We start from the raw sequence: 12,561 nt of genomic DNA, 5'->3' as shown, positions 1-12,561 counted from the left end.
GAGAGAGAACCATCCAATTTTTATAAGAGACTAGAGAAAGTAGGGATCGTCTTGCAAGCATACCCGCTTCAGTTTCAACCTGAAATGAAAGAACGTGTCTGGGGAGGCCGCACGCTTGAGAAATTCGGCTTCCAATTGCCGGAAGGCGCCATCGGCGAAGGCTGGATGATCGGCGACCATCCGAATGGCACGACGAAAGTTATCAACGGCGAATTAGCAGGACTTGGGCTGGACGAGATTCGCGAGAAATATGGCAAAGAGCTGTTCGGAACCAAAGGCTTCTCCGAGAAAAACGGACGTTTCCCGCTGCTGATCAAGCTGCTGGACTGCGAAGACGATCTCTCGGTGCAAGTTCATCCGAACGATCACTATGAAAGACTGGCGGCCGGCGAGCTGGGCAAAACCGAAATGTGGTACATCCTGGACGCCAAACCAGGCGCCAAAATTATATACGGCATGAAAGACGGCGTCACGCGCGAAAGCCTCGCCGCGGCGATTGAAGAAGGCCGCATCATGGACTGCCTGCAAGAAGTTCCGGTCGAAGCCGGCGATTCTTTCTACATACCAGCCGGTACGGTTCACGCGCTGGGCGCAGGTGTACTCGTCGCTGAGATTCAGCAAAACTCCGACACGACGTATCGATTGTACGACTATAATCGGCCTGGCCTCGACGGCAAGCTGCGCGAGCTGCATATCGAGGACTCGCTCAATGTCATTGCGTACGAAGGCTCCGGCTCCACGCGGATGAAGACCGGACAAGAAGCGCCGGGCACATGGCTGACACTCGCGCAATCCCCTTTCTTCACCGTGGAAAAAGGGCTCGTCGGTCCGCGCTGGGAGCTGTCAACAACGGCGGACAGCTTTGTCATTCTGGTTGTGGCCGAAGGCAGCGGGATGCTGCAATGGGCGGATGGCGAAATTGCCGCGAAGCCTGGCGACTGCTTCCTGCTGCCGGCGAACCTCGGCTCCTATGCGCTGGAAGGCGGCATGACGGTGATTCGCAGCTATTTGCCTTAGAATCTTAGAATGAAGGTGAACTTTTTTAAGTTCATCGCATACAGAAATGAAGAAAGGCAGCGATTGCTGCCTTTTTTTTATTTTCGTCTTTATTTGGAATTTACTTTTTATTACATAAGTGATATCATACTAATATGAAAATGATTTGACTTACATTTTGGTTAAGGGGGCTTCTTATGAAAGAACAAAAATCATTTGCCATGAACGGCTTTTTCGGCATCCTGCTGATGGTCCTTTTAGTGATTAGCGCCATTTTTTCATTTATGAATGCGAATTTGCTCGTCGGCATTCTTGCCATCCTCGCCTTCTTGCTTGTCTGGAGCGGACTTACTGTTATCCAGCCGAATCAGACGGCTGTCGTTACGTTTTTTGGTCGTTATTTAGGCACGCTCCGTCAGAGCGGATTTTGGTTCGTCGTGCCTCTCTCTTCACGCAAACGCGTTTCAATTCGCGTTCGGAATTTCAACAGTGTCAAGCTGAAAGTCAATGACGTTGCCGGTAATCCGATCGAGATCGCAGCCGTTGTCGTCTTTCGCGTGATTGACCCGGCCAAAGCCGTGTTCGATGTCGACAGCTATGAGAAATTCGTCGAGATCCAAAGCGAAACGGCCCTGCGGCACGTCGCGAGTAAATATCCTTATGATGACTACCAAGGCGCTGTCCAATCCCTGCGCGCCAACGCGGAGGAAGTGGCTGCTGAACTTGCTGCCGAGCTCCAGCATCGCTTATCCTTGGCCGGTGTTGAAGTGATGGAAGCGCGCCTGACGCATCTTGCCTACTCGACGGAAATTGCCAGCGCGATGCTGCAGCGTCAACAAGCCGACGCCATTATCGCCGCCCGCCAAAAAATCGTCGAAGGCGCCGTCGGGATGGTACAAATGGCGCTCGCCCAGCTCCAGCAGGAAGGGATTGTCGTGCTGGATGAAGAGCGCAAAGCCGCGATGATCAACAACCTGATGGTCGCCATCGTGTCCGATCGGTCCGCCTCGCCGGTCATCAACACAGGAAGTCTGTACTAGCTGTCAGCAAATGGCTAAAAAAAACTTCGCGCTGCGTATTGACCCAAAGCTGTACGAGGCGCTGGAGCGATGGGCACAGGATGAATTTCGCAGCGTTAACGCCCATATCGAATATGTGCTCCGTGAAGCGACTCGCAAGGCAGGGCGTCTGTCTGGTCCGAACGTTGCCGCTCCGCAGGAGGAAGAACTGCCCACTGATCGGTCGTGAGATCATAGAAACGCCAAAAAACTCCCCCACCGTCCAACATGGGACAGCGGGGGAGTTTTTGCATGCGGCATAGTCTGGATTACGACTCTTCCGACAAGCTGCTTTCTTTCAGAATCACGTCGTGCGCGCCGCCCTCGACAAGGCTTGTCGCGGAGACGAGCGCGATGCGGGCGTTCTGTTTCAGCTCGTCGAGCGTCACGGAACCGCAGTTGCACATCGTGGATTTGATTTTGCTGAGCGTCTTGTCGAGGTTCTCTTGCAGGCTGCCTGCATACGGAACGTAGGAGTCGACACCTTCCTCGAAGACGAGCTTGCTTTTGCCGCCAGTGTCGTAACGCTGCCAGTTGCGCGCCCGGTTGGAGCCTTCGCCCCAATACTCTTTGACGAAGTTGTTGCCAACTTTGAGCTTGCGCGTCGGGCTTTCGTCAAAACGGGCAAAGTATCTGCCCAGCATGACGAAGTCCGCACCCATAGCCAGCGCCAGCGTCACGTGGTAATCGTGCACGATGCCGCCGTCCGAGCAGATCGGAATGTACACGCCGGTTTCTTTGTAATACTCGTCGCGCGCTGCGACGACTTCTATGATGGAGGAGGCTTGTCCGCGGCCGATGCCTTTTTGCTCGCGGGTGATACAGATCGAACCGCCACCGATGCCGACTTTCACGAAGTCCGCGCCGGATTCGACGAGGTACAGGAAGCCTTCGCGGTCGACAACGTTGCCGGCGCCGATTTTGACGTCAAAATTTTGCTTCACGTATTGAACCGTTTCCCGCTGCCACTCGCTGTAGCCGTCGGAGGAGTCGATGACGAGAATGTCCACGCCAGCCTCTACCAGGGCAGGTACGCGCTCCATGTAATCCTTCGTGTTGATGCCCGCGCCGACGATGTAGCTTTTGTTTTTATCCAACAGCTCCGTCGGGTTCTCCTTGTGCTCATCGTAATCCTTGCGGAACACCAGTGTGTCCAGACGCCCGTTCTCATCGACGATTGGCAAGCAGTTGAGCTTGTGATCCCAGATCAGGTTGTTCGCTTCGGACAAGGTAATGCCGGATTTGCCGTAAATGAGCTTGTCGAACGGCGTCATGAACGCCGATATCGGACGATCCAGCGGGTCGCGGCTCTTCCGGTAGTCGCGCCCTGTGACGATGCCCAGCAGCTTGCCGTTCGCTGTGCCGTCTTCCGTGATGGCAACCGTTGAATGGCCGGTCTCTTCTTTTAGTGCCAACACATCGCTGAGTGTGTGATTCGGTGTCAAATTCGAGCGGGAGACAACGAAGCCGGCTTTGTAGCTTTTGACCTTGCGCACCATTTCGGCTTCCGCTTCAATGGATTGCGAGCCGAAAATAAACGAAATCCCGCCGCTACGCGCCAACGCAATCGCCATTCCGTCATCGGATACAGCTTGCATGACAGCAGAAGAAAACGGGATGTTCAGTGAGATTGCAGGCTCCTCACCTTTTTTGAATTTGACTAAAGGCGTCTTGAGTGTGACATTCGCCGGTGTGCATGCCTTCGTCGTAAGGTTAGGGATGAGCAGAAACTCACTAAACGTACGGGACGGTTCGAGATAATACGTAGCCACTTGACTTTTTCCTCCTCAGTGATCGACAGGTAAATTTTTATAATCTTATCACTGAATCTATCTCGCGGTCAATGGCTATTTCGGGAAAAGAGCGCAGTTTATGGCTGCCACACCTGCGGCTCTTCGGTATCGCTGACATATTGAATGTTCGTCGGTGTAATTTCAAGAACGACATAGTTTGGATCCTGCGGACCGTCGAACCATTTTTTCATGTCTGCGTCCCACAGCTTGTCACGCAGAATCTGATTGCTGCTCACTTCCGCTGTCGCTTGAATTTGCAAAATTTGCGAAGACGGCTTGCCGTCATAGCCGACCAGCACATGCACATGCGGATTTGTCTTCAGTTCATCGACTTTGTCGGTTAGGCGGCTTGTGGCAACGTACAGCTTCAGCCCTTCGTGATGCAGCACCATGTAGCGCACGATCGGCTTGTCGCCGTCAATGGTGGCGAAGGAGCAAATGTGGTTGGCGTCAAGGACGGCCAGGATTTTGTCCTCTAGCTTCGTTTGAGTTGTTGTTGACATACGTGTTGGGACACTCCTCTCAAAAATGGGTGAACTGTCCTAGATTGCCCTGCGGGGAGGGACTTCATCCAGAAGTGTCCGGCGTGCGGGTGACCGACGGTGGTGGACCAAGTCAATGGGCGGGAACGGACGGATGATGGGCAAGTAGCGTGCCTTGCTTGTTCACCAACTGGAAAAACTCCCGTTCATTTCGTCTGGAAACGGCTCCAGCGTCGGCTGAACTGGAAAACCTCCAGCTCATTCAGCCGTTTCTGGGGATTGGCCGCCAAAAGGACACATAGACTGGAAGAATTCCAGTTAAGTCCCCCATTATGGGCGAAATTGCGAAATGAACTGGAGGAATTCCAGTTCGTTTGGGAGCAGCGGCGCTGGGGGATGAACTGGTTTGCGGGGAGGGCGGTGGCGAGCACCGTGATAGTTAGACGCTGGCGGCAGCAAGCATAACGACTGCAAAAGCAGAGGACAGCGGGCGGCGCAGCAGGCCGCCATGCAAAAAAAGCCGCATACCCGAAGGCATGCGGCTTACGCATTAAAGTGCCGCCAGCTCCTGCAGCGGCATCGTATAAAAGCTCGCCGGTGCGCCAGCATCCGGCGGGAAATGCACGACGAGCAGCTCGTGGCTGCGCTCGTCGATCTCCCCGCTTTGCAGGTACGCCTGCAAAGCGAAGGGCAGCACCTCCACCACCGTGTGCTTGTGGAGGTCTTTTTCGCTGATGCGGAGACTGGCGAAGTCTCCGCTCACGCGGCCCGGCTCCTCCGCCAGCAAGCGGAGATACGCGTTCTGCTCGGACTTCTCCAGGGAGAAGTCCCACCAGATTTTCCGCGGCTTGTATTTGTGGCCGAGGAAATAGTCCAGCTTCATCAAGGCTTCGATGATGGGGTAATTGTCCGTTCCGCGGTGCAGCAGGAAGTCACGCAGGCGTGTAAACAGATCTTCGAGCTGGTGCCCGATCTTTTGCCAGCCGCGCGCTTCCCAGTAGTCGCCGAACTCCTGGAAGAAATCGAACGCCGACTCGAACTCGTTCGCGATCAAATACTTCACCGTATGGTCCATGCGGTGGGCGTTCCAGTATTTTTCCAGCACGTCTTCGACGCGCTTGATGCGGATGAGATCGGTAAACGGCAGGATGTCGTTGCCGAGAATTTCATACGGGGCATGGTCCATGTAGACATAGCCGTATTTCTCGGCGTCGGCCCGCATGCCGGTGCCGCGCAGCATTTTGAGGAAGCCGAGCTGCAGCTCTTCCGGCCCCAGCGCAAACACGTCGTTGAACGTCTTGCGGAACGAATTGTAGTCCTCCTCCGGCAAGCCGGCGATGAGGTCGAGATGCTGGTCGATTTTCAGGCTGTGCTTCACTTTCGAGACGGTACGTGTCAGCTTGGCAAAATTCTGTCTGCGCTGCACAAGCTCGTTTGTCGTATCGTTCGTCGACTGCACGCCGATTTCGAAGCGGAAGATGCCTGGCGGCGCATGCTCCGCCAAATAATCCAGCACCTCCGGCCGCATGATGTCGGCGGTAATCTCGAACTGGAACACCGTGCCGCGATGGTTTGCGATCAGAAATTCAAAAATTTCCATCGCATAATCCCGCTTGATATTGAACGTCCGGTCGACGAACTTGATCAGTTTCGCGCCGGCATCGATCAGGTACAAAATATCGGCCTTCGTCCGCTCGATGTCAAAATACCGCACCCCCACCTCGATACTGGAGAGGCAGAACTGGCACGAGAACGGACAGCCGCGGCTCGTCTCAAAATACACAACCCGATTCGCGAGGCTTGGTACATCTTCTTTAAACCGGTGCGGCGACGGAATATCGTCCAGCTTGAGCTTCGGCCTGCCCGGCATGAGCACAACCTCATCCTCTTTGCGGTACGCCAGCCCATAGACAAAATGATACTTGCGCGTCGTGGAGATCTCCGTCAGCAGTTGGTGGAACGTCTCTTCCCCTTCCCCCATGACGATGAAATCAACCTCAGGGATGCGCTTCATCCAGTAGTCCGTGTCATAGGATACTTCGGGTCCGCCAAGGACGATGAGAATTTCCGGGCGGATTTTTTTGATCATTTTAATAATGTGAATGGTTTCTTCAATGTTCCATATATAACACGAAAAGCCCAGCACATCCGGCGCCTTCTGATAAATGTCGGAGACGACGTTCATGACCGGATCTTTGATCGTATATTCCGCGATTTCTACGTCAAAATCCTTCTCGCAAAACGCTTTCAGATAGCGCAGCGCCAAGGAGGTATGGATGTATTTGGCATTCAGGGTTGTTACAAGTACTTTCATGGTTATAAACCTCGTTCTATTCTCAGATATCGTGCCCTCTCATTTTACACGAAAAATGAGAATTCAACAAAGCCGCCGTCCCCCGGAACAGATCCGGTCGCGGCTGTCTTGAAGCGGCATCGGGGTTCAATGCCCCCAAAACGCAACAAACCGCCCCAAGGGCGGCTTGCTACAGAACCATATCGTCGTCCAAATGCGGAACCTCGTACGGGAATTGCAAGAAAGAGGCTTCCTCAATCGCCTGCTTCCACCGCTCCGCATGGGCGTAGAGCTGCTGCTCGACCTCTTCGATTCTGCGATGCACGTCGCTGGCGTTATCGGTTGCTTCCTTGCGCAAAAACGCCTGCAGGGCGGAGCGTTCTTCAAACCACTGCGTTAATTGATATAACAGCATGGGATTTCCCTCTTTTCCACTGTGAAATACAGCCTATAGGAAAAGTGTTCCCATTCTGGCGGCGGCGTATGCGTGGGGCCCGCTCAATACCAACTCGTAAACACCGACGAGCTCCCATACGCAATCGGAAAAGCCGCTGCGACCATAACAATCGGCCCCCACCAGGTGAAGAAGGAAAGTCCTCCAACGAGGCTAATCACGATCAATGCTGGGAGCACGAGAATCGGAACAGCCTTTTGCAGCGCTTGATGCTTCATCTCATCCTTGATTGGAAATAGGTTCAGAAACGGCGTCGTAAGCTCGTCCTTGCAGAACGATTTGCGCCAGAAGACGAGCAGCACCGCTGCGAGAATCCAGACAAGTACCTTGATCCCTACAGGGAGCAGAAATATAGCTGCACTCACCGCAACAGCAAACTGGATGGATTGCCGCCATTGCAGACCGTTTCTGAAAAAGGACTTAATCAGCATTTCGGCCATCCCGGTGCCGGCTCCCTTGCCTTTCAGCAGTCGTTGCGATTTGCCAAATAGAAGCGGCGTTCTGCGGATTGGCTTCCTTTTGCGTTCCATCACACGAATGAGCATCAGGGAGACGATTCGCATCCGCGCATCGCGTTCCCTCTCCACATCGGCAAAAAAGGTGCCTCTGGCACGCAGTCTTGCCCGGGTCAGCAGCGCGAACGTCAGCGCTCCTAACGCTATCGAGACCCAGCAGTAGAGCACATGATCCGCGAGCGCTGTCACGATGAACTGGAAAAAGGCAACGCCGACCGCGAACATCACAATACGCCATACCCAAAGCATGAAACCACGAAACCGCAGTGCCAACAATTGACGGAGTAATCCGATGTTCAATTTGAACACATAAATGAGCAGCCAGAAACACGCAACTTGCAAGACACTATACGCATACACGGGCACAAGCAGCGGCAGGAAAACAAGCGTAACCAGCAGCGACGTGAGGCCCTGCAGTGCCACCGAATACCGATAGCCGAGATGCATCAGATGGCGGAACCAGCCTTCATTTTGCCGGAGAAATAACTGATCCCCCTCCTCAACAAAGTATCGCAAGGTGCCCAACCATGTAAATAGATAGCAAAGTGTAGCGACGGTATGCACAGAAATCCCATGGAGCCAAGCGGGCGGCGTCATGTACCAAGCGTAATAATGATAGCCGGCCACAAGCAGCACAGGAATGACGAAATAGATGGCAATGACCCAGTCCACAGCCATACGCATGGCGCGAATCTGAAATTTCCAATCCGAGCGTACTCTTCGGGTAAAAAGCTGAAAGCTGCTAGTCAAACCGCGGTCTCCTCTCATAATAGCGAATGGAAGCAGTCAAATAACGGGGCATCGGGCATGTCGCACTGCTTCTGAATGTCCTGCAACGTGCCGTTCGCCACTAGCCTTCCGCCCGAAAGCAGCACGAAAGAGGAGCAAATCCGCTCGGCCGTATCGAGCACGTGCGTACTCATGAGAATACCGGCGCCACGCTTACGCTCCTCCTCCAGCATCCCGAGGAAGTCCTTGATGGCCTTCGGATCGAGGCCGATAAAAGGCTCGTCCACGATATACACATCCGGTTTATTGAGGAAACCGAGAATGAGCATAATTTTCTGCTGCATCCCTTTGGAAAATTTCCCAGGCAATTGATGCTTTTCATCCTGCAACCGGAACCGGTGCAAAAGATCGTCCGCCCGCTCCAGAAACACGGCACGATCCAGCTCATAAACCGAAGCCGCGAACTCCATATGCTCCCACAGCGTCAGCTCATCGTACAGAATGGGATGCTCGGGAATGTACGCGTAGGTTTTGTTTTCACCCATGAAGGAAATTTTGCCTTTAAAATCTTTCAAAAGCCCGAGGATGCTCTTGATGGTCGTGCTTTTGCCGGCGCCGTTCGGCCCTAGCAAGCCAATGAGTTCGCCTTGCCGAACGGTAAAATGAATCCCTTTAATCATATCCGGCTTCTCTTCATAACCGGCTTGTTCGATATATACGTCTAGTAAGGCTAATCGTTCATCTGGCATTCCGTGACGTCCTTTCTTCCCTTTTCTTGCCTCTATCCTATCACGAAAGTATGCCCGATATATGAAGGGAAGATAAAAAAGAAGAAAATTGCGGCACTTCCTGCGGCAGGTGAACCCCGCCTAGGACGCTGGGTTCAAACTGTCCCCCGTTACCTGCATTTCTTACATGTAATCTCGCAGAAAGGAAGGGATTGCAGGGGATTACCTGCATTTCCTACATGTCTCTTGCCCAACTTTCCTTCAAAAGTGGCTGAAATGGGCGATTTCTTGAAATGTTACTGTAGGTTTTGCAGTTCATGGGGCGATTTCGACTGATTTCTGGGAAAAGAGCTGTAGGATTTACAGGTCATCCTGGCGGGGGCTCCTAGCTGGGAGTCTATGAAGCGGCCCTTCTGCATCGAAAACCTGCAGCGTAGCTTCGATCCCAAACAAAAAATCCGCGCAGCGCGCGGATCGATAATCGATAGCGGCCCCCCAAGTCTCCTAAACGTTGGGACCGCTAACTGTGCCTCTTGTAGATTACCCTGCAAGAGGGCAACCTCTTTTCAGCTATAGAACACCCAGCTTCACTTCATTGATGGTGCCCTGCACGCCTTCGGGCAGGCGAATCTGAACGTCCACGTTCTCCGGATACGTGACGGTCAGCGTCATCGTCTGCGTGGACGTATCCAGCGTCCACGCGACGTCGATGCGGCCGCCTGCCGGATGCGGCACGCTGCCCTTCGCCCAGGTCAGATCGCCGGGGATCGGCGCGATCTCGACCTTGGTCCAGCCTGGCGTCAGGCTGCGCACGCCAAGAACTTCCCGGCCGAGGAAGTAGGCCGGCGCCGCCGACCAGGCGTGACAATGGCTGCGGCTGAGCATGTCGGGATTCGCCCGATTTTCGAGGAAATTCGGGTACTGCTCCCAGCATGTCGTCGCGCTATGGCGAATCATCTGACCGTAGTTGCGGCGGATGTCTTGCACCATTAGCTCCGTTTCGCCTAGCTTCGCCAGCGCCTCATAATAGAAGAACGACATGAACGGGCTGCCGATTTGAACGAAATTCGTCGGAGGCGCGATGAGATACGTGTCGATTACCGCTTTGCGGTCGCTCGGCGCGACACCGGTTAGCGACGCGACCACCTGCGTCTGCATGGAAATCACCGTAGAGCGGCGGCCATCCGCGTGAATGCAGTCGATGTAAGCCTGCGCTTCCTCGTTCCAGAGATGGCGGTTGATCGCCTCCTGGAGTTGATTCGCCGCCTTATCCAGCTCGGCTGCCCCCGCTTCGTCCCCGGCCAGACGCCCCATCGCCGCGCCGGATTTCAGCGTGTGGACTAGGAACATATTTTGATGGGTCACCACGCCATCATTCGGCTGATCGATTGGCGACCAGTCGAGCAGGTTCCAGCCTTTGATGTTAAATAGCCCTTTATCGTCAATATGCTTGAGGTAGTGGGTCAAGGTGAACTTGATGTGCCCATACATCTCCGCCGCAAACTCCCGGTCTCCCGTCTGCTCGTAATACTCCGCGCACGCGATTGCCCAAAAGAACGTCCAGTTCGGAATGACGCTGCTCCAGCCGCTCGGCACCTGATCCGCGAACAGCGGCGTCTGGAACTCCGAGCCAGGAACCAGCTTCAGACAGCGCTTCACGATGTCCTGCACACCGAACAAATAATTGCTCACCAGCGCTTCATTCCGGCTGTCGCCGACCCAGAACACTTGTTCAAACGCCGGGCAATCCACGAACGTGTCTTCCATGCAGAGCTTGGTCGTATGGCGGGAAATTTCCCAGATATCGTTAAGCAACGCGTCAGAGCTGGTGAACGAGCCCACCTCTGCCACCGGGTAATTGGACTGGAGCATTGTTACGCTGTGAATCTTCACCGGCTTGACAGCTCCGCGCACCGTCAATGTCAAATAGCGAAGCCCCCGGCGAATCGGCGACTCATAGCGCTCACGGCCCCCCAAAGCCACATAGCGCAGCGTGTGATCCAACCCGAACATATCCTGGCGGTACTGGCCCGACATATATTCAAAACCGTACCAATCCAGCACCGTCCCCGCTTCCGCTTCAATCTCGAATTGCAGGTAGCCAGAGTACTCCTTGCCCAAATCGAAGAGCACCTCGGTATCATAGCCTTCGAAAATCGGAACTTCCGCTGGCTGGCGATGCGGGATGACCGCGTTCTGCAGCTCCGCAGGCACCGCATATTTCACATTCTCCTTGCGCCAGACGCTGAGCGCGAAGACGTCCGCTTCCGAGACATGAGCGGCAGCGATCGGCTTCACCCATTCCCCGTATACCGACAAGTCGTCCAGGGTGATCGCTTTATCGCGCAGCGCCACGTACGTGGGATGCGCCTCGTTCAGCTCTCGCGTATGCTGATGATCGAGCAGCTCGACGCTGTCGAACGGGCCGATGCGCAGCCAGTCGGACAGCAGTTTCTCGCCTGCTGTGGTGGATTGGCCAGGCCACGTCGGCGCCCGAAACGACACGGAGGCCGGCTCGTCCGCATAGACGCCAACTTGCAGCTTGCCGGTATGAATATTGCTGGATACGTCAATGGCCAGCAAATTATCGCCTTCGTGCAGCTCCACATCGACATAGCGCTCCGGCTTCGAACCGTAGAACTGTTGCTCGAGCCTGCGACCGTTCACGCTGATGGCTCTCAAGCATTCATTCGACTGAACGAAACCGATCGTCGCTTTACATGCCCGATCCGCATAAAGCGAGGTAATCACATACCCGAGAAACACATTGCGATTCGCATGATTCTCACTGCCTTCAACCAAAGCGTTCCGAACGTCCACCGTTGCTGTCGCTCGGAAAGACTTTACTTTCGCCAGCGACTCTACGCGCACCGGCACGATCGTCTCCTCCGTGAGCAGCGGAATGTCCCGCAGCTTCAGTGCTGTCCAAGGCGCCATTCCCACGGCGCCAAGTGCAAGAGATGAAGCCCACGCCGTGTCGTCGAAATGCTCACTCGTCCACGCGGCATCCCAGAGCCGAGCATCCACAAACTCTGCGAATGCATGTTGACACGATGCCCGCGGTGCCCGTGGATGGTGCCCGAGATGCACAGCGTTCCGCCAGGTGGCATCGGTGGCCGCCAACACGTTCCCGCTGCCGTCCTGCACCTGGGCAAGCAGCCCGCCCCGCCCGCGTAAATAATAGAACGTGGAGATGCCAAAATGCATCACCAACACCGCGATGGTGTTCGGCTGACCGGGCTTCAGTAAATGCCCGATCTCGTATTGGTCGTAAGCCAGCTCGGACGGCCAAGAGCGAACCGGCCCACGCCCGAGCCGCGTGCCGTTCACATACAGCACATATCGCGAATCCGCGGTGATGCTGAGCAAAGCACCGCTTCTGCTTTCATTTGCTGCCGGGACCTCGAACGTTTTTCGAAAACACCGCCATTCATTTCGCGGGCTGGCCTCCCCCTCGCCCCAAATCCAACTTGCCTGCCAGTCTATGTTCGTCATTCACGTAAACCTCCTGTC

At 54.7% G+C, this 12,561-nt stretch carries 10 protein-coding genes; 3 read left to right on the top strand and 7 right to left on the bottom strand.

Annotated features, from left to right (window positions below; all coding sequences use genetic code 11):
- The first annotated feature begins 51 nt into the window (after positions 1–51).
- From ABE504_RS02285 to ABE504_RS02275, 3 genes are all read left to right on the top strand, one after another.
- Complete coding sequence (locus tag ABE504_RS02285) at positions 52–1,017, top strand: type I phosphomannose isomerase catalytic subunit (RefSeq protein ID WP_430083896.1); 966 nt, start codon at positions 52–54, stop codon at positions 1,015–1,017.
- A 176-nt stretch (positions 1,018–1,193) separates the two neighbouring features.
- Positions 1,194–2,036, top strand: a complete 843-nt coding sequence (locus ABE504_RS02280; protein ID WP_430083894.1) for an SPFH domain-containing protein — start codon at positions 1,194–1,196, stop codon at positions 2,034–2,036.
- Positions 2,037–2,046: 10 nt separating this feature from the next.
- A complete protein-coding gene (locus ABE504_RS02275; protein WP_430083891.1) occupies positions 2,047–2,244 on the top strand; it encodes a hypothetical protein in 198 nt (65 codons plus the stop codon).
- A gap of 79 nt (positions 2,245–2,323) precedes the next feature.
- Here ABE504_RS02275 and ABE504_RS02270 read toward each other — a convergent pair whose 3' ends face one another.
- From ABE504_RS02270 to ABE504_RS02240, 7 genes are all read right to left on the bottom strand, one after another.
- Complete coding sequence (locus tag ABE504_RS02270; RefSeq protein WP_430083888.1) at positions 2,324–3,826, bottom strand: IMP dehydrogenase; 1,503 nt, start codon at positions 3,824–3,826, stop codon at positions 2,324–2,326.
- Between the two features lie 98 nt (positions 3,827–3,924).
- A complete protein-coding gene (locus tag ABE504_RS02265) occupies positions 3,925–4,350 on the bottom strand; it encodes a pyridoxamine 5'-phosphate oxidase family protein (protein WP_430083885.1) in 426 nt (141 codons plus the stop codon).
- Positions 4,351–4,879: 529 nt separating this feature from the next.
- Positions 4,880–6,643 (bottom strand): B12-binding domain-containing radical SAM protein, encoded by a 1,764-nt coding sequence (locus ABE504_RS02260; RefSeq protein ID WP_430083881.1) that lies wholly within the window; start codon positions 6,641–6,643, stop codon positions 4,880–4,882.
- 169 nt (positions 6,644–6,812) lie between these two features.
- Positions 6,813–7,037, bottom strand: a complete 225-nt coding sequence (locus ABE504_RS02255; protein ID WP_430083878.1) for a hypothetical protein — start codon at positions 7,035–7,037, stop codon at positions 6,813–6,815.
- Positions 7,038–7,120: 83 nt separating this feature from the next.
- On the bottom strand, positions 7,121–8,341 hold the full coding sequence (locus tag ABE504_RS02250; RefSeq protein ID WP_430083875.1) for an ABC transporter permease: 1,221 nt from the start codon (positions 8,339–8,341) through the stop codon (positions 7,121–7,123).
- A gap of 14 nt (positions 8,342–8,355) precedes the next feature.
- Complete coding sequence (locus ABE504_RS02245) at positions 8,356–9,069, bottom strand: ABC transporter ATP-binding protein (protein WP_430083871.1); 714 nt, start codon at positions 9,067–9,069, stop codon at positions 8,356–8,358.
- A 549-nt stretch (positions 9,070–9,618) separates the two neighbouring features.
- Positions 9,619–12,543, bottom strand: coding sequence for a family 78 glycoside hydrolase catalytic domain (locus ABE504_RS02240; protein ID WP_430083868.1), 2,925 nt, complete (start codon positions 12,541–12,543; stop codon positions 9,619–9,621).
- Between the last annotated feature and the right edge of the window lie 18 nt (positions 12,544–12,561).

Origin of the sequence: Paenibacillus oryzisoli, from assembly GCF_050467285.1 — a bacterium.
GTDB classification, from domain to species: Bacteria; Bacillota; Bacilli; order Paenibacillales; family NBRC-103111; genus Paenibacillus_E; species Paenibacillus_E oryzisoli_A.
The sequence above is the reverse complement of the archived record's forward strand: the minus strand, read 5'-3'. Positions and strand labels throughout refer to the sequence as shown.

What these genes read in the sequence shown, in the direction of transcription:
- ABE504_RS02245 (WP_430083871.1), bottom strand. Translation starts at nt 9,069, where the DNA reads ATGCCAGATGAACGATTAGCCTTACTAGACGTATATATCGAACAAGCC.
- ABE504_RS02275 (WP_430083891.1), top strand. Translation starts at nt 2,047, where the DNA reads ATGGCTAAAAAAAACTTCGCGCTGCGTATTGACCCAAAGCTGTACGAG.
- ABE504_RS02265 (WP_430083885.1), bottom strand. Translation starts at nt 4,350, where the DNA reads ATGTCAACAACAACTCAAACGAAGCTAGAGGACAAAATCCTGGCCGTC.
- ABE504_RS02240 (WP_430083868.1), bottom strand. Translation starts at nt 12,543, where the DNA reads ATGACGAACATAGACTGGCAGGCAAGTTGGATTTGGGGCGAGGGGGAG.
- ABE504_RS02255 (WP_430083878.1), bottom strand. Translation starts at nt 7,037, where the DNA reads ATGCTGTTATATCAATTAACGCAGTGGTTTGAAGAACGCTCCGCCCTG.
- ABE504_RS02280 (WP_430083894.1), top strand. Translation starts at nt 1,194, where the DNA reads ATGAAAGAACAAAAATCATTTGCCATGAACGGCTTTTTCGGCATCCTG.
- ABE504_RS02260 (WP_430083881.1), bottom strand. Translation starts at nt 6,643, where the DNA reads ATGAAAGTACTTGTAACAACCCTGAATGCCAAATACATCCATACCTCC.